The sequence below is a fragment of the Pseudomonas sp. SAS7 genome, assembly GCF_052112345.1.
GTDB lineage: Bacteria > Pseudomonadota > Gammaproteobacteria > Pseudomonadales > Pseudomonadaceae > Aquipseudomonas > Aquipseudomonas putida_Q.
In genome coordinates, this window is the sequence record NZ_JBEGGO010000002.1 from 158,202 (window position 1) to 180,628 (window position 22,427).

General features: G+C 62.5%; 21 protein-coding genes. 10 read left to right on the plus strand and 11 right to left on the minus strand.

Translation table 11 applies throughout. The features are described from left to right. Positions 1-87: 87 nt before the first annotated feature. The 3 genes from uvrD to zwf form a co-directional block, all read right to left on the minus strand. Positions 88-2,274: a DNA helicase II gene (uvrD, locus tag ABI582_RS04280; protein WP_442118490.1), complete on the minus strand. Its 2,187-nt coding sequence runs from the start codon at positions 2,272-2,274 to the stop codon at positions 88-90. 118 nt (positions 2,275-2,392) lie between these two features. Further along, entirely contained in the window at positions 2,393-2,710 is a 318-nt protein-coding gene (locus ABI582_RS04285; RefSeq protein ID WP_442118491.1) for a hypothetical protein, read from the minus strand. A gap of 89 nt (positions 2,711-2,799) precedes the next feature. Beyond that, a complete protein-coding gene (zwf, locus tag ABI582_RS04290) occupies positions 2,800-4,242 on the minus strand; it encodes a glucose-6-phosphate dehydrogenase (RefSeq protein WP_442118492.1) in 1,443 nt (480 codons plus the stop codon). Positions 4,243-4,345: 103 nt separating this feature from the next. Between zwf and hexR the strand changes: the two genes are divergently transcribed. Both hexR and ABI582_RS04300 read left to right on the plus strand, forming a co-directional pair. Then, positions 4,346-5,212: a transcriptional regulator HexR gene (hexR, locus tag ABI582_RS04295; RefSeq protein ID WP_016489869.1), complete on the plus strand. Its 867-nt coding sequence runs from the start codon at positions 4,346-4,348 to the stop codon at positions 5,210-5,212. Positions 5,213-5,427: 215 nt separating this feature from the next. After that, on the plus strand, positions 5,428-5,646 hold the full coding sequence (locus ABI582_RS04300) for a PA3496 family putative envelope integrity protein (RefSeq protein WP_080889157.1): 219 nt from the start codon (positions 5,428-5,430) through the stop codon (positions 5,644-5,646). On the opposite strand, the gene ABI582_RS04305 is transcribed toward ABI582_RS04300, so the two are convergent. Then, complete coding sequence (locus tag ABI582_RS04305) at positions 5,588-6,550, minus strand: LysR family transcriptional regulator (protein ID WP_318014198.1); 963 nt, start codon at positions 6,548-6,550, stop codon at positions 5,588-5,590. The two genes, ABI582_RS04300 and ABI582_RS04305, sit on opposite strands and share 59 nt — an antisense overlap. A gap of 190 nt (positions 6,551-6,740) precedes the next feature. Here ABI582_RS04305 and ABI582_RS04310 point away from each other — a divergent pair, with 190 nt between their 5' ends. Together ABI582_RS04310 and oadA are read left to right on the plus strand one after the other, a co-directional pair. Then, positions 6,741-8,156 carry an acetyl-CoA carboxylase biotin carboxylase subunit gene (locus tag ABI582_RS04310; RefSeq protein ID WP_016489867.1) on the plus strand — a complete coding sequence of 472 codons (1,416 nt, stop codon included), beginning with the start codon at positions 6,741-6,743 and terminating at the stop codon, positions 8,154-8,156. Between the two features lie 11 nt (positions 8,157-8,167). Beyond that, positions 8,168-9,973, plus strand: a complete 1,806-nt coding sequence (oadA, locus tag ABI582_RS04315) for a sodium-extruding oxaloacetate decarboxylase subunit alpha (RefSeq protein WP_353457178.1) — start codon at positions 8,168-8,170, stop codon at positions 9,971-9,973. A 122-nt stretch (positions 9,974-10,095) separates the two neighbouring features. On the opposite strand, the gene ABI582_RS04320 is transcribed toward oadA, so the two are convergent. The 3 genes from ABI582_RS04320 to ABI582_RS04330 are packed head-to-tail and all read right to left on the minus strand — an operon-like array spanning position 10,096 to position 11,863. Beyond that, positions 10,096-10,767: a GNAT family N-acetyltransferase gene (locus ABI582_RS04320; protein WP_442118493.1), complete on the minus strand. Its 672-nt coding sequence runs from the start codon at positions 10,765-10,767 to the stop codon at positions 10,096-10,098. Positions 10,768-10,774: 7 nt separating this feature from the next. Beyond that, positions 10,775-11,221 carry a GNAT family N-acetyltransferase gene (locus ABI582_RS04325; protein WP_442118494.1) on the minus strand — a complete coding sequence of 149 codons (447 nt, stop codon included), beginning with the start codon at positions 11,219-11,221 and terminating at the stop codon, positions 10,775-10,777. Positions 11,222-11,233: 12 nt separating this feature from the next. Further along, the gene (locus ABI582_RS04330) at positions 11,234-11,863 is read right to left on the minus strand and encodes an FMN-binding negative transcriptional regulator (RefSeq protein ID WP_442118495.1); all 630 of its coding nucleotides are present in this window, start codon (positions 11,861-11,863) and stop codon (positions 11,234-11,236) included. Between the two features lie 90 nt (positions 11,864-11,953). On the opposite strand from ABI582_RS04330, the gene pdxR reads away from it, so the two are divergent. After that, positions 11,954-13,483 (plus strand): MocR-like pyridoxine biosynthesis transcription factor PdxR, encoded by a 1,530-nt coding sequence (gene pdxR, locus ABI582_RS04335; RefSeq protein ID WP_442118496.1) that lies wholly within the window; start codon positions 11,954-11,956, stop codon positions 13,481-13,483. 84 nt (positions 13,484-13,567) lie between these two features. Here the strand turns inward: pdxR and ABI582_RS04340 are convergent, their stop codons facing one another. From ABI582_RS04340 to aspA, 4 genes are all read right to left on the minus strand, one after another. Then, entirely contained in the window at positions 13,568-14,671 is a 1,104-nt protein-coding gene (locus ABI582_RS04340; RefSeq protein ID WP_442118497.1) for a polyamine ABC transporter substrate-binding protein, read from the minus strand. Next, a complete protein-coding gene (locus ABI582_RS04345) occupies positions 14,671-15,714 on the minus strand; it encodes a histone deacetylase family protein (RefSeq protein WP_258910598.1) in 1,044 nt (347 codons plus the stop codon). The genes ABI582_RS04340 and ABI582_RS04345 overlap by 1 nt, the downstream gene beginning before the upstream one ends. 218 nt (positions 15,715-15,932) lie before the next feature. Then, entirely contained in the window at positions 15,933-16,925 is a 993-nt protein-coding gene (locus ABI582_RS04350; RefSeq protein WP_442118498.1) for an AraC family transcriptional regulator, read from the minus strand. 181 nt (positions 16,926-17,106) lie between these two features. Then, entirely contained in the window at positions 17,107-18,531 is a 1,425-nt protein-coding gene (gene aspA, locus ABI582_RS04355) for an aspartate ammonia-lyase (protein WP_041168153.1), read from the minus strand. Positions 18,532-18,713: 182 nt separating this feature from the next. Between aspA and ABI582_RS04360 the strand changes: the two genes are divergently transcribed. The 5 genes from ABI582_RS04360 to ABI582_RS04380 all read left to right on the plus strand — a co-directional run bounded on the left by ABI582_RS04360 (position 18,714) and on the right by ABI582_RS04380 (position 22,338). Further along, entirely contained in the window at positions 18,714-19,646 is a 933-nt protein-coding gene (locus ABI582_RS04360; RefSeq protein ID WP_442118499.1) for a LysR substrate-binding domain-containing protein, read from the plus strand. Between the two features lie 171 nt (positions 19,647-19,817). Then, complete coding sequence (purE, locus tag ABI582_RS04365) at positions 19,818-20,309, plus strand: 5-(carboxyamino)imidazole ribonucleotide mutase (protein WP_016489856.1); 492 nt, start codon at positions 19,818-19,820, stop codon at positions 20,307-20,309. A 10-nt stretch (positions 20,310-20,319) separates the two neighbouring features. After that, positions 20,320-21,402, plus strand: coding sequence for a 5-(carboxyamino)imidazole ribonucleotide synthase (locus tag ABI582_RS04370; RefSeq protein ID WP_016502259.1), 1,083 nt, complete (start codon positions 20,320-20,322; stop codon positions 21,400-21,402). A 108-nt stretch (positions 21,403-21,510) separates the two neighbouring features. Next, positions 21,511-21,756, plus strand: a complete 246-nt coding sequence (locus tag ABI582_RS04375) for a GlsB/YeaQ/YmgE family stress response membrane protein (RefSeq protein ID WP_010955824.1) — start codon at positions 21,511-21,513, stop codon at positions 21,754-21,756. 48 nt (positions 21,757-21,804) lie between these two features. Next, on the plus strand, positions 21,805-22,338 hold the full coding sequence (locus ABI582_RS04380) for a DUF3299 domain-containing protein (RefSeq protein WP_161775560.1): 534 nt from the start codon (positions 21,805-21,807) through the stop codon (positions 22,336-22,338). Positions 22,339-22,427 lie beyond the last annotated feature (89 nt).

The window sequence follows — 22,427 nt, forward strand, 5'->3', positions numbered from 1 at the left end:
CAGGTTCCCGGGCACATGACCAGCGACATAGTGTTTCGAGCTTTTGCCTGAATGTTACAAGGCCCCCCGGCAGGGCGGCCTTGTTCTTCAGATGGCCTCAAGCTTGGCATACCCCAGCATCAGCCACTTGCTGCCTTCGGCAAAGTTCACCTGCACCCGTGCCTGGGCGCCCGAACCCTCGAAGTTGAGGATCACGCCTTCGCCAAACACTGCATGTTGCACACGCTGACCGAGGTTGAACGCCGTCTGCGGAATGTTGGCATTGGCGAACAGGTTGCTGTTGGTGGCCGTCTTGGCCCCACTGAACGGGCGGCTGACGCTGTTGGACAGGCGCACTTCCTGAATCAGGCCTGCCGGAATTTCACGTACGAAACGCGACACCTTGTTGTAGGTCTCGCTGCCATACAGGCGACGTGTTTCGGCGTAGGTCATGACCAGCTGGCGCATGGCGCGTGTAATCCCCACATAGGCCAGGCGGCGTTCCTCTTCCAGGCGGCCGGGCTCTTCCAGGCTCATCTTGTGCGGGAACAGGCCTTCTTCCATGCCCACCAGGAACACATACGGGAACTCCAGGCCCTTGGCGCTGTGCAAGGTCATCAGCTGCACGCTGTCCTCATGCTCGTCGGCCTGGGTATCGCCGGCTTCGAGCGAGGCATGGCCGAGGAAGGCCGAGAGCGGCGAGAGATCGGCGTCTTCGTCGGTGGACTCGAAGTTGCGCGCCGCGCTCACCAGTTCCTCAAGGTTTTCTACCCGTGCCTGGCCCTTTTCACCCTTTTCTTCCTGGTGATAGGTAATCAGCCCGGACTGCTCGATGGTGGTCTGGGTCATGGTATGCAGCGGCATGTCCGTGACCTTGGCAGCCAACCCCTCGATCAGCTCGATGAATGCACCCAGAGCGCTGGCGGCGCGGCCCTTCATAGCCTTGGCCGCCAGCAGCTGGCACATGGCTTCCCACATCGACAGCTGGCTGTGGCGGGCATGCTCGCGGATGGCTTCGACGGTTTTCTCGCCAATACCGCGTGGCGGCACGTTGATCACCCGCTCCAGCGCAGCGTCGTTGCCACGCCCTTCGATCAGCCGCAGGTACGCCATGGCGTTCTTGATTTCGGCGCGTTCGAAGAAGCGCTGGCCACCATAGATACGGTAGGGGATACGCTCGCGCAGCAGGGCTTCTTCCAGCACCCGCGATTGGGCGTTGGAACGGTACAAAATAGCGATTTCGTTGCGCGCATTGCCCTGCTTGACCAGGCTTTCGATGGTTTCCACCACGTAGCGCGCTTCGTCGTGTTCGTTGTAGGCCGCGTACAGGGTCAGCGGTTCGCCTTCGCCCATGTCGGTCCACAGTTCCTTGCCCAGGCGCCCGGTGTTGTTGACGATGAGGGCGTTGGCGGCCTTGAGGATGCCTCCGGTGGAGCGGTAGTTCTGCTCCAGGCGGATCATTTCGGCGTCGGGGAAGTCGGCGGTGTACTGGTGAATGTTCTCGATCTTGGCACCGCGCCAGCCGTAGATCGACTGGTCGTCGTCGCCCACCGCCATCAGGCTGGCACCACCGCGCGCCAGCAGGCGCAGCCAGGCGTACTGCACGGCGTTGGTATCCTGGAATTCGTCTACCAGCACATGCTGGAAGCGCCGCTGGTAGTGCTCAAGCAGGCCCGGGTGGTCGCGCCACAGGTCCAGGGCGCGCAGCAACAGTTCGGAGAAGTCGATGACCCCGGCGCGCTCACAGGCCTGTTCGTAGGCGCTATACACCTCGCGCATGGTCGCCAGGAACAGGTCGCCCCCCGCCTGGATATGCTGCGGGCGCAGGCCTTCGTCCTTCTGCCCATTGATGAACCACTGGGCCTGGCGTGCCGGCCACTTCTGCTCGTCCAGGCCCAGCTCGCGCATGACCCGCTTGATCAGGCGCTGCTGGTCATCGCTGTCGAGGATCTGGAAGTTCTGCACCAGCCGCGCTTCCTGCCAGTGGGCCCGCAGCAGGCGATGGGCCAGGCCGTGGAAGGTGCCGACCCACATGCCTGCCGGGTTGATCCCCAGCAGTTGCTCGATCCGGTGGCGCATTTCTGCCGCCGCCTTGTTGGTGAAGGTCACCGACAGGATCGAGTGCGGCGATGCCTGCTCCACCTGGATCAGCCAGGCGATGCGGTGCACCAGCACGCGGGTTTTACCGGAGCCGGCGCCAGCAAGCACCAGTTGACGCCCGAGCTTGGCCGCGACGGCCTGGCGTTGAGCATCGTTGAGGGAGTTCAGCAGGAGGGAGAGGTCATCTGTGTGCATCGGGCCATTCTAGGGCGCAGCAGGGGAAGGGTAAATGGCACTGTATAAATATTCACCCTGCCAAACATACAAAGCGGCCACTACAGGCGATGCGCTTGCAGTGGCCACCGCGTCTACATCAATGGGTTTCCACGATGTCGGTGATGCTGGCGATCAGTTTACCGTCGTGGATAATGTCCACCCGCGGGATCAGACCGTGCTCGTCTTGGGTTTCGAACGTCACTTGCTTGTCGCAGACAACCTGCATGAAGTTACCGTCCTGTTGCTGCAGTTCAAGCTCCAGGGCCAGTGCAAAGGACCTGTCCTGCTTTCTGCGCTTGACCAGTACCGGTACTACGCCTGGGTGGCTTACGGTGATGGTCCCGTTCACCCGCAGGCGAGCGCCTGGTGGCATCTTGTCGTGCTGGGCTTGCCAGTCTTTGCATTCGATGATCATGGTAAAACTCCTGTCCTGGAAAGCGCGGTATGCACCTTCCGAACGACAGATTGCTTGCAGCACCTACCGGCACAGCAGAGCGAAGCGCTTCAGCTGTACCAATGCCTGCCATGCCTGGCCAGCAGGCTACCGGCCTGTTCCGGGCCATTGCTGCCGGCGGCATAGTGGCGGGGCGCCTGAAAGTGCTCCTGCCAACCCTTTATTACCGGGTCGACCCAGTGCCAGGCTGCCTCGACTTCATCGCGGCGCATGAACAGTGTCGAATCACCCTCCACGATGTCCAGCAGCAGCCGTTCGTAAGCTTCCCAACGGCGGGTCTGGCTGAATACCTGGGCCAGGTTCAGGTCCAGTTCAACCGGTTCCAGCCGCATGCCCCTGCCTGGGCTCTTGGTCATCATGCGCAGGCTGATGCGCTCATCCGGTTGCAGCTGGATCAATAGCTGGTTGACCTGGCCACCGCTGAACAGCTCGTGGGGTACCGGCTTGAATTGAATGACGATCTGCGACGAGCGCCGTGCCATGCGCTTGCCGGTGCGTAGATAGAACGGCACACCTGCCCAGCGCCAGTTGTCGATGTGCGCTTCGATGGCCACGAAGGTTTCGGTATCGCTGTCGTTGTCGACGTCCTTTTCGAAGTAGTAAGCCGGCACCTCCTGGCCGCCGATGTGCCCCGCACCGTACTGGCCGCGCACGGTCTTGTCCTGCACGTCCTGGCCAGTGATCGGCTTGAGGGCCCGCAGGATCTTCACCTTTTCGTCGCGCACCGCTTCGGCCTCGAACTGCGCAGGTGGCTCCATGGCCACCAGGCACAGCAGCTGCAACAGGTGGTTTTGCAGCATGTCGCGGGTTGCCCCGGCGCGGTCGTAGTAAGCGCCGCGGTTCTCCACCCCCAGGGTTTCGCAAACGCTGATCTGTACGTGGTCGACCTGATTGTTGCGCCACACCGGCTCCAATAGGGCGTTGGCGAAGCGCAGGGCCATGAGGTTCTGCACGGTTTCCTTGCCCAGGTAGTGGTCGATGCGAAATACCTGGTTTTCGTCGAACACTGCGCCAATCGCTTCGTTGATGGCGGTGGCCGAGGCCAGCGAGTGGCCGATCGGCTTTTCCAGCACGATGCGCGCTTCGGGGTCGGCCAGGCCTGCGTTACGCAGGTGATTGGCAATCGGCACGAACAGGTTGGGAGCGGTGGCCAGGTAGAAAATGCGCGTCAGCCCGCCAGGTTCGCCCAGGTAGCGCGCCAGGCGGCCGAAGTCGGCGCTTTGCGACGCATCCATGGGGAAGTAGTCGAGGCGCGCGGCAAAGCGTTGCCATACATCTTCGTCGAAATCGTTGCGGGCAATCTGCGCTCGGCAATGGCGTTCTGCGAGCTTGAGATATTCGTTACGGCTTATGTTGCGGCGGGCGAGGGCGATGATGCGTACCGCGTTGTTCAGGCGCGCCTCGCGATACAAGTGATAGAGCGCCGGGAGGAGTTTGTGCAGGGCCAGATCGCCTGTGCCACCGAACACCAGAATGTCGCAAGGAATAGTCAAACCGCCACTCTCCACGTTCGTTTAACTGGGCGGGTTGGCGTCCATGTAGTATAACTACAAGAAAGCTACAACCCGGCCAGTCGATCATAACCGAGTCCAGCCCGTGAATCTGTTGCAACATATCGCCCAATCGCGCCACCTGCTGCGCAAATCGGAACTCAAAGTGGCCGACCACGTGCTGCTCGACCCGGCTGCGGTCATGCACAGCTCCATGGCCGACCTGGCGCACAGCGTGGGTATCAGCGAACCGACCATCGTGCGCTTTTGCCGGGCCATCGGTTGCTCGGGCTTCCAGGACCTGAAATTGAAACTGGCGCAGAGCCTGGCCGCCGGGGCCAGTTTTGGCCAGTTCGCCATTCATGAAGACGACTCGGTTGCCGACTACAGCCTGAAGATTTTCGACACCACCCTGCACACGTTGATGGAAGTGCGCGAGCACCTCGACCCGCATGCGCTGCAACAGGCCGTGAGCGCCATGGCCCAGGCGCAGCGTGTGGAGTTCTATGGCTTTGGTGCCTCCGGCGCGGTCGCGGCGGACGCCCAGCACAAGTTCTTCCGCCTGCTGCTCAGTGCGGCCGCGTATTCCGACCCGCACATGCAGGCGATGTCGGCAGTAACCTTGAGGCCTGGCGATGTGGCGGTGTGCATTTCCCAGTCCGGCCGTTCCAAGGACCTGCTGATCACTGCCAACCTGGTGCGTGAGAGCGGTGCCAACCTGATTACATTGTGCCCAAGCCAGACGCCGCTGGCCGAGCTGTCGACCGTGAACCTGGCGATCGACGTGCATGAGGACACCGAAATCTACACCCCGCTGACCTCGCGTATCGCTCACCTGGTGGTAATCGACGTGTTGGCCATGGGCGTGGCCATGGCGCGCGGCCCGAGCCTGGTCAACCACCTGAAAAGCGTGAAGCGCAGCTTGCGCAGCCTGCGTTTGTCGCCCAAGTCGATCAAGGCTACAGACGACTGATTTTCTTTGTCAGCGCAGGCCCTTTCGCGGGTAAACCCGCTCCCACAGGTACTGCGCACCTCTTGAAGTCGGCGCTCTCCCCGTGGGAGCGGGTTTACCCGCGAAAGGGCCAGCATAGGCGAAGCAGATTTAACTGTTTTGTCACCATTCCACAGCCAAACCGTAAACCTTCAAGGCCAGTCTGAAACTCCCGCATCCTATCTGGGAGACAGGCAATGGCACGTGACCACGACGGTATCTACCAACCCAACGCCAAAGCTCGCAAGCAGCAGGAAAAGGATCAGCGCCGCATGGAATACCGCCGCGCGATCGAGGTGTATTGCGACCAACGTCAACTGCTGCGCGACCTGGTGGATTATCCCGAGTTGCAAGCACTCACAGTGTGGCAGTCTTCGGCGGCAACTTCCCCGAAAAACGCTCAACAAGCGCGCTGATCAGCGCACGTTCGCTGCGGATGAACGCCAGAAACGCCAAGGCCACCGGCGACTGCCGCTTGGCCTTGGACTGCACCACGCACCAGCTGCGATACAGCGGCAGCTCTTCCACCGGTAGCTCCTTCAACGCACCCGTGGCCAGTTCCAGGTTGACCGCATGGCGGGTCAGCAGGGCGATCCCCAGGCCGGCGATCACGCACTCGCGCTGGGCATCGGCCGAGGCCACTTCCAGGGTCTGGGTGAAATGCACGCGTTTGTCCTTGAAATACTCCTCGCAGGCCTTGCGCGTGCCTGAGCCTTGCTCGCGTACCAGCAGGGTATGAGGCTCCAGGTCCTGAAGGCGCAGCTGCTCCAGCTTGCACAGGGGGTGCTCGGGCGGTGCCACCGCGATGATCGGGTTGTTGAGGAACGGCAGAAACTCCAGGCCCATGTCCTGCGGCACCATCGACATGATGATGATGTCGTCGCGGTTATCCGAAAGGCGGCGGATGGCCTGGGCCCGATTGACCACCGTCAGGGTCAGGTTGACCTCCGGGTGACGCTGCTTGAAGGCGGCGAACAGGTGTGGCACGAAGTACTTGGCGCTGGACTCGATCGCCAGCTTGAGCTGCCCCTGCAATGAGCCCTGCATGTCCGACAGCTGCATGTCCAGGCTTTCGAGGCGCCCGAAGATGTCGCGGCTGGCGCGTTGCAGGGCTTCGGCCGCTTCGGTCAGGTACAGCTTCTTGCCCACATACTCGAACAGCGGCTGGCCGATCAACTCTTCGAGCTGGCGGATCTGTAGACTAACGGCGGGTTGCGTCAGCGACATCTCCTCCGCCGCACGGCTGTACGAGCGCAAATCGCACACCTCATTGAAGATCTGCAATTGACGCAAAGTCATACGCATCAAGGACTTACGCATTTTACACCCGCCCTTCGGCAATACCTTGTTACTGCACTATAAGCTTTTGCTAATACTGCCCCTAACAAATATTGATTTTTGTTTATCGATCCACAGCGCTAGGGTGAATATGCGACTGGCCAGCAACGTCTGGTCACGCGCCGACCGGTAGAACCGGCTCGACTGTTCCTACGGCTTTGGGAAGACTCCAGTGATAAAAAAAATCCTGATCGCCAACCGAGGTGAAATCGCAGTTCGGATCGTGCGTGCCTGCGCCGAGATGGGCATACGCTCGGTAGCGATCTATTCCGACGCCGACCGGCATGCCTTGCACGTCAAGCGCGCCGACGAAGCCCACAGCATTGGTGCCGAGCCGCTGGCCGGTTACCTGAACCCGCGCAAGCTGGTGAACCTGGCTGTGGAAACCGGCTGTGATGCCCTGCACCCGGGCTATGGTTTCCTGTCGGAAAACGCTGAACTGGCAGAGATCTGCGCCGAGCGCGGGATCAAGTTCATCGGCCCGGCCGCTGACGTCATTCGCCGCATGGGCGACAAGACCGAAGCGCGCCGCACCATGATCGCCGCCGGTGTGCCGGTAACCCCGGGCACCGAAGGCAACGTTGCCGATATTCATGAAGCCTTGAGCGAAGGTGAGCGCATCGGTTACCCGGTAATGCTCAAGGCCACTTCCGGTGGTGGCGGCCGCGGGATTCGCCGTTGCAACAGCCGCGAAGAGCTGGAACAGAACTTCCCACGGGTGATTTCCGAGGCCACCAAGGCCTTTGGTTCGGCCGAAGTGTTCCTGGAAAAGTGCATCGTCAACCCCAAGCACATCGAGGCACAGATCCTCGGTGACAGCTTCGGCAACGTGGTGCACCTGTTCGAGCGCGATTGCTCGATCCAGCGCCGTAACCAGAAGCTCATCGAAATTGCCCCAAGCCCCCAGCTCACGCCCGAGCAGCGCGCCTACATCGGCGACCTGGCAGTGCGTGCGGCCAAGGCGGTGAACTACGAGAACGCCGGCACCGTGGAGTTCCTGCTCGCCGATGGCGAGGTGTACTTCATGGAAATGAACACCCGGGTGCAGGTGGAGCACACCATCACCGAGGAAATCACCGGTATCGACATTGTCCGTGAGCAGATTCGCATCGCCTCGGGCCTGCCGCTGTCGGTCAAGCAGGAAGACATCCAGCACCGCGGTTACGCGCTGCAGTTCCGCATCAACGCGGAAGACCCGAAGAACAACTTCCTGCCCAGCTTCGGCAAGATCACCCGTTACTACGCCCCCGGCGGCCCGGGCGTGCGTACCGATACAGCGATCTACACCGGCTATACCATTCCGCCGTTCTACGACTCCATGTGCCTGAAACTGGTGGTGTGGGCGTTGACCTGGGAAGAGGCCATGGACCGCGGCCTGCGAGCCCTGGACGACATGCGCGTGCAAGGGGTGAAGACCACCGCCGCCTACTACCAGGAAATCCTGCGCAACCCGGAATTCCGTAGCGGCCAGTTCAATACCAGCTTCGTCGAAAGCCACCCTGAACTGACCAACTACTCGATCAAGCGCAAACCCGAAGAGCTGGCCCTGGCCATCGCCGCCGCCATCGCCGCCCACGCAGGCCTGTGAGGAAACCTATAATGTCCAAGAAAATTCACGTAACCGACACGATCCTGCGCGACGCCCACCAGTCCCTGCTGGCCACCCGCATGCGTACCGAAGACATGCTGCCGATCTGCGACAAGCTCGACAAAGTCGGCTACTGGTCGCTGGAAGTCTGGGGCGGCGCCACCTTCGACGCCTGCGTGCGCTTCCTCAAGGAAGACCCATGGGAGCGCCTGCGCAAGCTGCGCGCAGCCCTGCCCAACACCCGCCTGCAAATGCTGCTGCGCGGCCAGAACCTGCTGGGCTACCGCCACTACAGCGACGACGTGGTCAAGGCCTTTGTCGCCAAGGCTGCGGTAAACGGCATCGATGTGTTCCGCATCTTCGACGCCATGAACGACGTGCGTAACCTGCGCGTGGCCATCGAAGCGGTAAAGGCCGCCGGCAAGCACGCCCAGGGCACCATCGCCTACACGGTCAGCCCTGTGCACACCATCGACGCCTTTGTTGCCCAGGCCAAGCAGATGGAAGCCATGGGTTGCGACTCGGTGGCAATCAAGGACATGGCCGGCCTGCTGACCCCATTCGCCGCTGGTGAACTGGTCAAGGCGCTGAAGGCCGAGCAGTCGCTGCCGGTGTTCATCCACTCCCACGACACCGCCGGCCTGGCCGCCATGTGCCAGCTGAAAGCGGTGGAAAACGGCGCCGACCACATCGACACCGCGATCTCCAGCTTCGCCTGGGGCACCAGCCACCCGGGTACCGAGTCGATGGTTGCTGCGCTCAAGGGCAGCGAGTTCGACACCGGCCTGGACCTGGAGCTGCTGCAGGAAATCGGCTTGTACTTCTACGCCGTGCGCAAGAAGTACCACCAGTTCGAAAGCGAATTCACCGCCGTGGATACCCGCGTGCAGGTCAACCAGGTGCCGGGCGGCATGATTTCCAACCTGGCCAACCAGCTGAAAGAGCAGGGCGCGCTCAACCGCATGAACGAAGTGCTGGCAGAGATCCCGCGTGTGCGTGAAGACCTCGGCTTCCCGCCGCTGGTGACGCCGACCTCGCAGATCGTCGGCACCCAGGCGTTCTTCAACGTGCTGGCCGGCGAGCGCTACAAGACCATCACCAACGAAGTGAAGCTGTACCTGCAAGGCGGTTACGGCAAGGCCCCGGGTGTGGTCAACGAGCAGCTGCGCCGCCAGGCCATCGGCAGCGAAGAAGTGATCGACGTGCGCCCGGCCGACTTGCTGAAGCCAGAGATGGCCAAGCTGCGTACCGACATCGGCGCCTTGGCCCGTTGCGAAGAGGACGTGCTGACTTTTGCCATGTTCCCGGACATTGGCCGCAAGTTCCTTGAAGAACGCGAAGCCGGCACTCTCACCCCGGAAGCCCTGTTGCCGATTCCGGAGGCTGGCGCCGTTTCTGCGCCAGGCGGCGAAGGCGTACCGACCGAATTTGTCATCGACGTGCACGGCGAAACCTACCGCGTCGACATCACCGGCGTTGGCGTGAAGGCTGAAGGCAAGCGCCACTTCTACCTGTCGATCGACGGCATGCCGGAAGAAGTGGTGTTCGAGCCACTCAACGAGTTCGTCGGCGGCGGCAGCAAGCGCAAGCAAGCCACCGACCCAGGCCACGTCAGCACCAACATGCCAGGCAACATCGTCGATGTACTGGTCAAGGAAGGTGACGTGGTCAAGGCTGGCCAGGCCGTGCTGATCACCGAAGCCATGAAGATGGAAACCGAAGTGCAGGCGGCCATCGCCGGCAAGGTCGTGGCCATCCATGTGGCCAAGGGCGATCGCGTGACGCCGGGTGAGATCCTGATCGAGATCGAAGGCTGAGATAAGCCCTCATCTACAAGCGGTTAACCTCTGGGGAGCGGATGCTCCCCTTTTTTTGTGCTGTATTTGCCGGCCTCTTCGCGGGTTTACCCGCGAAGAGGCCGGCAGGTTCAATATCATCCTCAGCCTTTGCGGCATGCCTCAAGCGTTTCTACCTGGCCTCCCGGCTGCTGATTTTCCTCACTCAACCACCGCTCGAACCCGGCAGCCACCGCCGGCCACTCATCATCGGTAATCGAATACCACGCCGTATCGCGGTTATGGTCCTTCACCACCAGGTGCTTGCGGAATACCCCTTCGTAGACGAAGCCGAACCGTTCAGCCGCGCGCTTGGAGCGCGCGTTGGCATTGTTGCACTTCCACTCCAGCCGGCGGTTGCCCAGTTCGAAGCCCAGCTTGCCCAGCAGGTACACCGCCTCGGTGCCCTTGGGTGTGCGCTGCATGGCGGCGCCGAAGGCGATGTGGCCGATTTCGATGCGGCCGTGGTCGGGCACGATCGACATCAGGCTGAGAATGCCTTGGGCCTGGCCGCTGGGGCGGTCGATGACGGTGTAGAACAGCGGGTCGCGCCCCGCGGCGTTGCCTTCCAGCCAGCGGTCGAAGGCAGCACGTTCGGCGAACGGGCCATAGGGCAGGTAGTCCCACAGCACCGGGTCGGCGGTTGGGCCTTGCAGCACTTCCCAGAGGTCGTCGCCATGGCGCGCCGGGTCGAGCTTTTCCAGGCGGATGAAGCGGCCGTCAATAGGCTCGGCCTCGGGCGTTGCGGCGGGTTTCCAGTTCAATGCGTCTGTCATGTTCGGCCTACAAGCCTTTGCGGAATTGGATGAAGCCCGAGCGCTCGGCAACCTGCTGATACAGGCTGATGGCGGTGGCATTGGTTTCGTGGGTCAGCCAGTGAACCTTGACGCAGTTGTCGGCCTTGGCTGTGGTGTAGACGTGCTCGATCAGCTGGCGACCAATACCCAGGCCGCGTTGCGAGCTGTCCACGTACAGGTCCTGCAGGTAGCAGGAGTTTTCGATGCTCCAGTTGGAACGATGGTAGATGAAGTTGACCATCCCCACCGCCTTGCCATCGACCCAGGCCAGTGCCGAATGGGTCGGCTCACTTGGGTCGAGCAGGCGCTGCCAGGTGCTCAGGCTGACTTCATCGGCCAACTCGGTTTCATAGAAGTGCAGGTAGGCCTGCCACAGGGCGAGCCAGGCGGCATGGTCTTGGGCGCTGACGGGGCGCAGGGTAATGCTGGGCATGGGGCTATTCCTTCACAGTTGGCGCATGTGCGCCGCGAGTTGGTTGTCCAGTTGATCGGGGCTGGCGCTCAGGCCTTCGCGCACGCCGGCGATGTCTTGCTCGGAGCGGTTCTGGCTGAGCTTGCGCGCACCTTGCAGGCGGGCGATGGGCAGGCGGATACCGACGATGGCGCGGAGCATGCCGTCGATGTAGTCAGCCGGGGCATCGGCGACGCTCCACGGTTCGTTGCGGCCTTGTTCATGGCGCTCGGTCAGGCGGCTGACGATAGCGAGCAGAGGCTCGGCTTCATGGATGACTTCGGCCGGGCCATAAGCGTGCACCGCCAGGTAGTTCCAGGTCGGCACCACTTTGGGGTTGTCGGCTTTGCTCGGGTAGTAGCTGGGGCTGACATAGGAATCGGCGCCGGGGAAGACCAGCAGGGCTTCGCCACCTTGTGTCAGGTCCTGCCATTGGCGATTGGCCCGTGCCAGGTGCGCATAGACGGTGCCGAACTCGCCCTCGGTGGTATCGACCAGCACCGGCAGGTGTGTGGCCAGCAGGCCTTGCTCGCCTTGGCTGACCAGCACGGCAAGGCGGGTGTCGAGCATGTGCTGGTGAAGGCGGCCGAGGTCGTGTTCCTGGTGCGGTTTGCTGTTGTACATGCTCGGTTTCCTTGTGCAATGGTGCCATCCTAGGCAGGCTATTGGTTCTGGGTAAGAGCCATTAAAGCCTTATTTGATAGGTCCAATAGCATGAGCGAAAGCCCCCTCGTTTTGCCTTTCGACCCTTCCGGGATCGCCCTGGACCGCCGCCGCGGGCTCAGCCAGCAGCTTTACCAGGCGCTGCGTGCGAGGGTGCTGGACGGCCGCTTGAGCAGCGGTACCCGGCTGCCGGCCACCCGCGAGTTGGCCACCATGCTGGTGCTGTCACGCAACAGCGTGGTGCGGGCCTATGACCAGTTGTACGCCGAGGGCTACATCGAAAGCCGGGTGGGCGATGGCACCTATGTAAGCCGGCTACCAAAACTATCCACACAAGTATCCACAGGGTTATCCCATGGGTTATCAACAGACTTGTCCACATTTTCAGTAAAAGACACTGAGGATTTATCCAGCAACCGACGTTCCAGTGAAGCTTTGCAGCGGCTGAAAACCAACCACTTGCCGCCGCCAAGAAGCGGCCAGCCGCGTGCTTTTCGCGTGGGTATTCCCGCATTCGACCTGTTCCCGTTTGACGTCTGGGCCAAGCTGCAGGCGGGTTTCTGGCGTAATCCGAGCCCCGCACAACTGGGTTATGGCGACCCGGCGGGCGAGCCGATGCTGCGCGAACTGATCGCTGCCTACTTGCGTCGATCGCGTGGGTTGAGTTGCATGGCTGAACAAATTGTGATCACCAGTGGTGCACAGCAGGCCATCAGCCTTTGTGCACAGTTGCTGTTGCAGCCAGGTGACGCGGTGGCTGTGGAAAACCCGGGCTATCGGGCGGCTGGCCATGCCTTCGCACTGGCGGGTGGCCGAGTGCTTGGCGTACCGGTGGATGAAGAGGGGATGGACTGCGGCCGGCTCGGGCAGTTGGAGGGTTGCCGCCTGGCCTACGTGACGCCTGCTCACCAGTACCCGACCGGGGTAACCATGAGCCTGGCGCGTCGCCTGGAACTGCTGGCCTGGGCTGACCGCAACGATGGCTGGATCATCGAGGACGACTACGACGGCGAGTACCGATACAGCGGCGCGCCCTTGGCCCCGTTGGCGGCGCTCGACCGGCACGGGCGGGTACTGTACGTCGGCACCTTCGGCAAGATTGCCTTCCCGGCGCTGCGCCTGGGCTATCTGGTGCTCCCACCGCAGTTGGCGCAGGCGTTCAGCCAGGGCAAGGCCCTTGCGGTGCGCCATTCTGAGGTCAGCAGCCAATGCGTGATGGCCGAGTTCATCGCCCGCGGGCACTTTCAGCGGCATATCCGGCGCATGCGCAAGGCAGCGTTGAGCCGACGCAATGTGCTCAAGGCAGGCTGGCCTGTGGATATTGCAGGTTTGGGCGCCATGCCAGCAGTGGCGGCCGGGCTGCATGTGAAGGTTGATGTGGATAACTTTGCGCGGGAGCAGGAACTCGTGGCCAAGGCTGAAGCGGTGGGTGTGGAGGTTACGCCGCTGAGTAATTTCTGGTTGGCGGACAGCGAGGTGCCTGTGGATAAGCGGGCGGGGCTGGTGCTGGGCTTCGCGGCGGTGCCAGAGGGGGAGATTGCCGAGGCGCTGATGAAACTGCGTAAGGCCTGGAGAAGGTGAATGGGGCCGCTGTGCGGCCCAATCGCCGGCAAGCCAGCTCCCACAGAGTCCGCGTGGCATGCGAACAATGTGGGAGCGGGCGACTCAGGTGCCGGACTTGATCCGCGTCCAGGCCCGGGTCCTGGCCCGCTCTGCATCCCTCGCCAATGGCTTGAGGGTATACAGCTTGGCCATCGCCTCTGCCGTCGGGTACAGGTTGGGGTTGTTGCGAATCGCCGGGTTCACCTTGTCGGTCGCATCCTTGTTCGGGTTGGGGTACCCGACAAAGTCGCTGATCGGCGCAATCACCTCTGGCCGCAGCAGGTAATTGATGAACGTGTGGGCATCTCCCGGGTTGGCCGCATTCTTTGGAATCGCCAGCATGTCGAACCAGATCGGCGCGCCTTCCTTGGGCAGGCGCATGTCCACCACCACGTCGTTCTTGGCTTCGCGGGCGCGGTTGGCGGCCTGCGAGAAGCTGCCGCTGTAGCCCACCGCCACGCAGATATCGCCATTGGCGATGTCTGCCATGTACTTCGAGGAGTGGAAGTAGGTGATGTACGGGCGAATCTTCAGCATCAGTGCCTCAGCCTTCTTGTAGTCGGCCGGTTTGTCACTGTTCGGTGGCAAGCCCAGGTACTGCAGGGCCAGCGGCAGAATTTCCGAAGGCGAGTCGAGCAGGGCCACGCCGCACTGCTTGAGCTTGGCGATGTTCTCTTCCTTGAAGATCAGGTCCCAGCTGTCTACCGGCGCATTGTCGCCGAGCGCAGCCTTGACCTTGGCCGGGTTGAAGCCGATCAGCACGGTGCCGTACATGTACGGCACGGCAAACTTGTTACCCGGGTCGTTGGCCTCGATCAGCTTCATCAGCGCCGGGTCCAGGTGTTGCCAGTTTGGCAGCTTGCTGCGGTCCAGCGGCTGGAATACCCCGGCCTCGATCTGCTTGGCGAGGAACACGTTGGACGGCACCACCACGTCATAGCCGGAGTTGCCGGTGAGCAGCTTGGCCTCCAGCGCTTCGTTGGTGTCGAAGATGTCGTAGATCAGTTTGACGCCGCTGTCCTTCTGGAAGTCGGTCAAGGTCTGCGGGGTGATGTAATCGAACCAGTTATACACACGCAAGGTGCGCTGCTCGGCCTGGGCTTGCAGGGCACCGGTGAACAGGGTGGCAGCGATGAACGGGGCGAGCAGACGCTTGAGTCGGACCATTACCGGGCTCCTGGCTGGGCGCGCTGGAAGCCTTCCAGCACATTGACCGCGTTGATACCGATTTCTTCCACAGCGTAGCCGCCTTCCATCACGAACAGGGTCGGCTTGCCGAGCTGGGCGATGCGCTTGCCCATTTCCAGGTAGTCCGGGCTGTCGAGCTTGAACTGGGAGATGGGGTCATCCTTGAACGTGTCCACACCCAACGAGATGACCAGCACGTCGGCGTCATAGCTGGCGATGCGCTGGCAGGCATCTTCCAGCGCAGCGTTCCAGGCGGCCCAGTCGCTGCCGGCCGGCAAGGGGTAATTGATGTTGCAGCCCTCGCCGGCACCTTCCCCGGTTTCGTCGGCATAGCCGAGGAAGAACGGGAATTCGTCCTGCGGGTCGCCGTGGATCGAGGCGAAGAACACATCGTCGCGGCTGTAGAAGATGTCCTGGGTGCCGTTGCCGTGGTGGTAGTCGACGTCGAGGATGGCGACTTTGCGCTTGCCCTGGTCGAGGAACGCCTGGGCGGCGATGGCAGCGTTGTTCAGGTAGCAGTAGCCGCCCATCACTTCACCCGCGGCGTGGTGCCCTGGCGGACGGCACAGGGCAAAGGCCGAATGGGCGCCTTGCTGGATCGCTGCCTGGGCGGTGAGGGCGACTTGCGCAGCACTGTAGGCAGCCTGCCAGGTACCCGCGGTGATGGGGGCGCCGGCGTCGAAACTGTAGTAACCCAGTTCGCCATGCAGGCCGGTGGGCTTCACCTGGCGTAGCGTGCGGGCCGGCCAGGTGAAGGGCAGCAGGTCACCTTCGTGGCCCAGTGCGGCCCAGCGGGCCCAGGCGCCTTCGAAGAAATCCAGGTAGTCGGCGCTGTGGATGCGCAGCAATGGCGCACGGCCGAAGTCGGTCGGGCCCTGGACGTCGCCGAGGTTGCGCTTTTTCACCTGGTCGAGCACATGGTCGGCGCGCGAAGGCATTTCGAAGCAGGGCATCAGCTTGCCGTCGATCAGCTCGCAGCGGCCGTGGTGCAGGCGGTGGTCATCGGAATAGATCGTCAGCATTGTTGTTCTCCGGGTGGGTACTGGCGTGGGTCCATTGTCATGGGCGGGTCAGTGGCGGAGAACGACGCAAACGGCCAAAAGGGGATCGATGTGGCCAAGGTTGATTGGCTTGTGCTGGCCCTGTCGCCGGCAAGCCAGCTCCCACAAGTACCGCACAGGCCTTGAATGCAGCGCAGTACCTGTGGGAGCTGGCTTGCCGGCGACAGGGCCGGAACAGGTCAACCGCGGAAGTGGCTGGGTGCCACACCACTCCAGCGCTGGAAGGCATGGCGGAAGCTGGCCGTCTCGCTGAACCCCAAGGTCTCGGCAATACGGTAGATGGGCATCTGCTCATCGGCCAGCAACTGCTTGGCTCGTTCGAACCTGAGCTCGTCCAGCAGCTGTTGATAACTGCTGCCCAGCGCCTGCAAATGCCGGCGCAAGGTGCGCGAGGAGCAGTTCATCTGCCGTGCCAGGCCCTCCAGCCCAGGCGCGGCATCCAGTTGCTGTGCCAGCAGCTGGCGAATCCGCCCCAGCCAGGCCTGACGGCCGGTGAACTCAAGGTTCAGGCGCCGGCAGCGTTCGCTCATGGCCTTGTGGGTAATCGGGTCGGCCAGCGGCAGCGGCGTATCCAGCCAGCGCCGCTCGAAGGCAAAGGCATTGTCCTCGGCGGCAAACCCGACCGGGCACTGGAATGCACCGGCATAGCGCGCGTGGTAGTCGGGCCGTGGGTGCTCGAAGCGGGCGCCCAGCAATGGTAGCGGGCGGCCAAGCAGGTCATCGCAGATGACTTTCAGCGACACCAGGCAGAACTCTGCGTTGAAAGCGCTCAGCGCCGGGCTGTCGTGGTAATCGCTGGCGCTGAACCAGACCCGCTGGCCATCGTCGAGCAACCGCAGCTTGAAGACTGTTCCCAGCAGTGCCGGATATTGCAGCGCCAGGCGCAAGGCGTCACCCAAAGTGGCACTGGAGAGCAGGGCGTAACCCAGCATGCCGTAGCACGACACGTGCATGCGGCGGCCCAGTTCCAGGCCGATGTCCTCGCGCCGGGCCACGGCGTTGGCGCACACCTGCAGTTCCTGCTGGGTGGTGATGCGCGCATCGGCGTGCCCCAGGTCTGCCGGGCCAATGCCGCTGCCGGCCAGCAGCGCCGAAGCCTCGCAACCGTCTGCCTGGAAGACGTTGAGGATCAGCGAAACTGCGTTGAGGGTGGTCAGGTGACTGTGCAGCATGCTGGGTAATCCCGGGGGGCTGGGACGCATTATGGAGCAAGTTGTGTGCCGATATCCCGGTGCCGCTTTGCGGCCCCGCCATCCCTCAGGCAAAAAAAAGGCCCGAAGCAATCGCTCGGGCCTTGAAAGGTTGAGAGGTGTCTAGTCCCTTAACCTGGTGAGACTGTTTGCAGCGGCCGGGTTACGCCTTCAGCGGAACCAGACGTGGAGCGATCATGTTTTCCGGACGCAGGATGTCGTTGAGCATCTCTTCGTCCAGCAGCTTCTCTTCGCGCACCAGTTCCAGTACGCCGCGGCCGGTTTCCAGGGCAACGCGGGCGATACGGGTGGCGTTTTCGTAGCCGATGTACGGGTTCAGGGCGGTGACCAGGCCGATCGAGTGCTCGACCAGTTCACGGCAGCGCTGTTCGTTGGCAGTGATGCCGACGATGCAGTGCTCGCGCAGCATGTCCATGGCGCGTTGCAGCAGGCGGATCGAGTCGAAGATCTTGTAGGCGATCAGCGGCTCCATCACGTTCAGCTGCAGCTGGCCACCTTCGGCGGCGACGGTCAGGGCCAGGTCGTTGCCCATGATGGCGAAGGCGACTTGGTTGACGGCTTCCGGGATAACCGGGTTGACCTTGCCTGGCATGATCGAGCTGCCTGGCTGACGCGCTGGCAGGTTGATCTCGTTGATGCCGGTGCGCGGGCCGCTGGACAGCAGGCGCAGGTCGTTGCAGATCTTCGACAGCTTGACGGCGGTACGCTTGAGCATGCCGGAGAACAGCACGAAGGCGCCCATGTCGGAGGTGGCTTCGATCAGGTCGGCAGCTGGCACCAGCGGCTGGCCGCTGATGGTTGCCAGGCGCTGTACGGCGAGCATCTGGTAGCCCGGGTCGGCGTTGATGCCGGTACCGATGGCAGTACCACCCAGGTTGATTTCGGTCAGCAGCTCAGGCGCCAGCGAACGCAGACGGTTGAGGTCTTCGGTCATGGTGGTGGCGAAGGCGCGGAATTCCTGGCCCAGGGTCATCGGCACGGCGTCTTGCAGTTGGGTACGGCCCATCTTCAGTACGTGGTCGAACTCTTTACCTTTGGCTGCGAAGGCCTGGATCAGGCTGTCGAGGCTGGCCAGCAGAGCGTCGTGACCCAGCAGCAGGCCCAGACGGATAGCGGTCGGGTAGGCGTCGTTGGTCGACTGCGCCATGTTCACATCGTTGTTCGGGTGCAGGTACTGGTACTCACCCTTCTGGTGGCCCATGGCCTCCAGCGCGATGTTGGCGATGACTTCGTTGGCGTTCATGTTGGTAGAAGTACCAGCACCGCCTTGAATCATGTCCACCACGAACTGCTCGTGGTAGTCGCCCTTGATCAGTCGTGCGCAGGCTGCGCTGATCGCGGCGTGCTTGGCATCGCTCAAGTGCCCCAGCTCACGGTTGGCGTCAGCAGCTGCCTGCTTGACCATCGCCAGGCCCACTACCAGTTTCGGGTAGTGCGACAGCGGAACGCCGGAGAGGTGGAAGTTGTTGGCAGCGCGCAGGGTCTGGATGCCGTAGTAGGCATCAGCAGGAACTTCAAGGGTACCCAACAGATCTTTTTCGACGCGGAACGATGCAGCGGAGGACATGATGTATATCATCTCGAATTTGACCCGGCACATGCCGGAATGGCGCCAATCCTAGGCCTGAAGGTGATTTTGCGGCCAATGCTGTTGCACGCTAACCTATGCACAAACGGCATAGTGTTTCATGTGACGCCAATTGACATTCGAGCGTGTTCCATTTTGGTGCACGCCGGGAGATGTGCTTCGTGAACCTTGAAAGCAAATGGCTGGAAGATTTCAGTGCGCTGGCTTCTACCCGCAGTTTTTCCCAGGCCGCAGAGCGGCGTTTCGTCACCCAACCGGCCTTCAGCCGGCGTATTCGCAGCCTTGAAGCGGCGTTGGGGTTGCAACTGGTGAATCGTTCCCGCACGCCCATCGAACTGACCGAAGCCGGCCAGCTTTTTCTCGTCACAGCGCGCACGGTTGTCGACCAGTTGGGCGAAATTCTCCGCCATTTGCATCATCTTGAGGGCGGGCAGGGCGAGGTGGTGCAGGTGGCTGCGGCACACTCCCTGGCGTCGGGCTTTTTCCCCCGGTGGGTGGCCCAGTTGCGCAACGACGGTTTGAACATCGCCACGCGCCTGGTTGCGACTAACGTCGGAGATGCCGTGCATGCATTACGCGAAGGTGGCTGCGACCTGATGCTGGCCTTCTATGACCCGGACGCGGCCCTGCAGATGGACGCCGAGATCTTCCCGTCGCTGCACATGGGCAACACCGAAATGTTGCCGGTGTGCGCCGTGGATGCCGATGGCAAGCCGTTGTTCGACCTGGAAGGTGAGGGCAGCGTACCGTTGCTGGCCTATACCGCTGGCGCCTTCCTGGGCCGCTCGGTCAATTTGCTGCTGCGCCAGCGCAACCTGCGCTATACAACGGTCTATGAAACCGCCATGGCCGACAGCCTCAAGAGCATGGCGCTGGAGGGCATGGGTATTGCCTGGGTACCGCGCCTGTCGATGCGTGGCGAGCTGGAGCGGGGCGAGCTGGCCGTCTGTGGCGGCAGCCAGTGGCACGTGCCACTGGAAATTCGCCTGTACCGCTGCGCCCTGGTGCGCAAGGCCAACGTCAGGCTGTTATGGCGCAAGCTCGAGGGTACGGCGGCGGTTGACCCAAAAGTCAGCCAAAGCCCCGAAAAATAAGGCCCGACAGTTGGTCGCCGGGGTGCCTTAAACGCACCACCTTACGGTATACTGCGCGGCCTTTCGACCGGATGCGTCCGGTCCAGATCAGCAAACAAGCCACGCCGGTCGTCCCGCGTGGCTTGTTGTTTTTTGACGCGCCCGCGGGCGCACAAGCGAAGAGGCTCGACGATGAGTGCACTGGTTGGCGTGATCATGGGCTCCAAGTCCGATTGGTCCACCCTTAGCCACACCGCCGATATGCTGGAAAAACTCGGCATTCCCTACGAAGTGAAGGTGGTTTCTGCCCACCGCACCCCGGATCTGCTGTTCCAGTATGCCGAGGAGGCCGAAGGCCGCGGCATCGAGGTGATCATCGCCGGTGCCGGTGGCGCAGCCCACCTGCCAGGCATGTGCGCCGCCAAGACCCACCTGCCGGTGCTGGGCGTGCCGGTGCAGTCGTCGATGCTGTCGGGTGTCGATTCGCTGCTGTCGATCGTGCAGATGCCAGCCGGCGTGCCGGTTGCCACGCTGGCCATCGGCCGTGCCGGTGCGATCAACGCTGCGCTGCTGTCGGCCAGCATCCTGGGCGCCAAGTACCCGCAGTACCACGCGGCGCTCAAGCAGTTCCGCACGGAACAGACCGACACTGTGCTGGACAACCCAGACCCGCGCCAGGCTTGAGGCTCAACCCATGAAGATCGGTGTAATCGGTGGCGGCCAGCTGGGCCGCATGCTGGCCCTGGCGGGCACCCCGCTGGGCATGAACTTCGCCTTCCTCGACCCGGCACCGGACGCCTGTGCCGCGCCGTTGGGCGAGCACCTGCGTGCCGACTACGGCGACCAGGACCACCTGCGCCAGCTGGCCGACGAAGTCGACCTGGTCACTTTCGAGTTCGAAAGCGTCCCGGCCGAGACCGTGGCCTTCCTCTCGCAGTTCGTGCCGGTGTACCCCAGCGCCGAAGCGCTGCGCATCGCCCGCGACCGTCTGTTCGAAAAAAGCATGTTCCGCGACCTGGGTATCCCGACTCCGGCCTTCGCCGACATCCTCTCCCAGGCAGACCTGGACGCTGCGGTAGCCAGCATCGGCCTGCCGGCCGTGCTGAAAACCCGCACCCTGGGCTACGACGGCAAGGGTCAGAAGGTGCTGCGCACGCCAGAAGACGTGGTAGGCACCTTCGCCGAGCTGGGCAGCGTGCCGTGCCTGCTGGAAGGCTTCGTGCCGTTCACTGGCGAAGTGTCGCTGGTGGCCGTGCGTGCCCGTGATGGCGAAACCCGCTTCTACCCGCTGGTGCACAACACCCACGAAAGCGGCATCCTGCGCCTGTCGGTGGCCAGCCAGGCGCACCCGCTGCAGGCCCTGGCCGAAGACTACGTGGGCCGTGTGCTGCAGAAGCTGGACTACGTCGGCGTCATGGCCTTCGAGTTCTTTGAAGTGGACGGTGGCCTGAAGGCCAACGAAATCGCCCCGCGCGTGCACAACTCCGGGCACTGGACCATCGAAGGCGCCGAGTGCAGCCAGTTCGAGAACCACCTGCGCGCCGTTGCCGGCCTGCCGCTGGGCTCGACCGCCAAGGTGGGCGAGAGTGCGATGCTCAACTTCATCGGTGAAGTGCCGGCCGTGGACAAGGTTGTCGCCATCGGCGACTGCCACCTGCACCACTACGGCAAGGCCTTCAAGGTCGGCCGCAAGGTTGGCCACGCCACCCTGCGCTGCCATGACATGGCCACCCTCGAGCGCAAGATTGCCGAAGTAGAGGCTCTGATCAGTAACTGATCGGGCTGCAAATCGAACTTCTGCAAGCGGCTTGCCCTCTGAACATGGCAACAAGCCAAAGCCCGTCTAGGCTTTGGCTTGCTCCATATTCACTGCAGAGGGATTGCCATGGGCATCATTGGAACCATCTTCATCGGCCTCATCGTCGGCCTGCTGGCCCGCTTCATCAAGCCGGGCGACGACAGCATGGGCTGGATCATGACCATCCTGCTGGGTATTGCCGGCTCCTTGCTGGCTACCTATGGCGGCCAGGCACTGGGCATCTACCAAGCCGGGCAGGCGGCGGGCTTCTTTGGCGCGCTGGTCGGTGCCGTGGTCCTTCTGGTGATCTACGGATTCATCAAGAAACGCTGAATACTGGTTAGAATGCCCGGCAATTCATTCGAGTTGCCGAGCATTGCCATGCGAGCCTTTTTCCTCGTCCCCCTCCTGTTGGCCAGTACCCTGGCCCATGCCGAACTGCCTGAAACCGACTGGCTGGAGCTGATGCCCAAGTCGGATCAGAAGGCGCTCGAGCAAATGCCCGAAATCGACCACAACTCGCCAGAAGCCATGGGCACGTTTACCGACAAGGGCGGGCTGAAACAGAGCAAGGGCCTGCCAGCGGTGATGTATTCGACCAAGACCGTGGCGGCCATGAACGGCAAGGACATTCGTCTGGGCGGCTACCCGGTGCCGCTGGAAAGCGATGCCAAGGGCAACAGCACGCTGTTCTTCCTGGTGCCGTACCCAGGCGCGTGCATTCATGTGCCGCCACCGCCGCCGAACCAGCTGGTGCTGGTGCGCTACCCGAAAGGGTTGAAGATCGATGACATCTACACACCGCTGTGGGTCAGCGGCAAGCTGAAGGTGGAAAAGGTCAGCAATGACCTGGCCGATGCGGCCTATGCACTGGATGCGGGCAAGGTGAGGGTGGTGGAAGACGCAGACCTCTGATTGCCTGCACCGGCGTATTCGCGGGTAAACCCGCTCCCACAGGGTCACCACGGGCCTCAGGCGTTGCGCGGTCCCTTGTAGGAGCGACC

Excerpts from the sequence above, each read along its gene's own strand:
- uvrD (WP_442118490.1), bottom strand. The coding sequence starts at position 2,274 with ATGCACACAGATGACCTCTCCCTCCTGCTGAACTCCCTCAACGATGCT.
- ABI582_RS04285 (WP_442118491.1), bottom strand. The coding sequence starts at position 2,710 with ATGATCATCGAATGCAAAGACTGGCAAGCCCAGCACGACAAGATGCCA.
- ABI582_RS04300 (WP_080889157.1), top strand. The coding sequence starts at position 5,428 with ATGGCACGTGACCACGACGGTATCTACCAACCCAACGCCAAAGCTCGC.
- ABI582_RS04305 (WP_318014198.1), bottom strand. The coding sequence starts at position 6,550 with ATGCGTAAGTCCTTGATGCGTATGACTTTGCGTCAATTGCAGATCTTC.
- oadA (WP_353457178.1), top strand. The coding sequence starts at position 8,168 with ATGTCCAAGAAAATTCACGTAACCGACACGATCCTGCGCGACGCCCAC.
- ABI582_RS04320 (WP_442118493.1), bottom strand. The coding sequence starts at position 10,767 with ATGACAGACGCATTGAACTGGAAACCCGCCGCAACGCCCGAGGCCGAG.
- ABI582_RS04325 (WP_442118494.1), bottom strand. The coding sequence starts at position 11,221 with ATGCCCAGCATTACCCTGCGCCCCGTCAGCGCCCAAGACCATGCCGCC.
- ABI582_RS04330 (WP_442118495.1), bottom strand. The coding sequence starts at position 11,863 with ATGTACAACAGCAAACCGCACCAGGAACACGACCTCGGCCGCCTTCAC.
- pdxR (WP_442118496.1), top strand. The coding sequence starts at position 11,954 with ATGAGCGAAAGCCCCCTCGTTTTGCCTTTCGACCCTTCCGGGATCGCC.
- ABI582_RS04340 (WP_442118497.1), bottom strand. The coding sequence starts at position 14,671 with ATGGTCCGACTCAAGCGTCTGCTCGCCCCGTTCATCGCTGCCACCCTG.
- ABI582_RS04345 (WP_258910598.1), bottom strand. The coding sequence starts at position 15,714 with ATGCTGACGATCTATTCCGATGACCACCGCCTGCACCACGGCCGCTGC.
- ABI582_RS04350 (WP_442118498.1), bottom strand. The coding sequence starts at position 16,925 with ATGCTGCACAGTCACCTGACCACCCTCAACGCAGTTTCGCTGATCCTC.
- aspA (WP_041168153.1), bottom strand. The coding sequence starts at position 18,531 with ATGTCCTCCGCTGCATCGTTCCGCGTCGAAAAAGATCTGTTGGGTACC.
- purE (WP_016489856.1), top strand. The coding sequence starts at position 19,818 with ATGAGTGCACTGGTTGGCGTGATCATGGGCTCCAAGTCCGATTGGTCC.
- ABI582_RS04370 (WP_016502259.1), top strand. The coding sequence starts at position 20,320 with ATGAAGATCGGTGTAATCGGTGGCGGCCAGCTGGGCCGCATGCTGGCC.
- ABI582_RS04375 (WP_010955824.1), top strand. The coding sequence starts at position 21,511 with ATGGGCATCATTGGAACCATCTTCATCGGCCTCATCGTCGGCCTGCTG.
- ABI582_RS04380 (WP_161775560.1), top strand. The coding sequence starts at position 21,805 with ATGCGAGCCTTTTTCCTCGTCCCCCTCCTGTTGGCCAGTACCCTGGCC.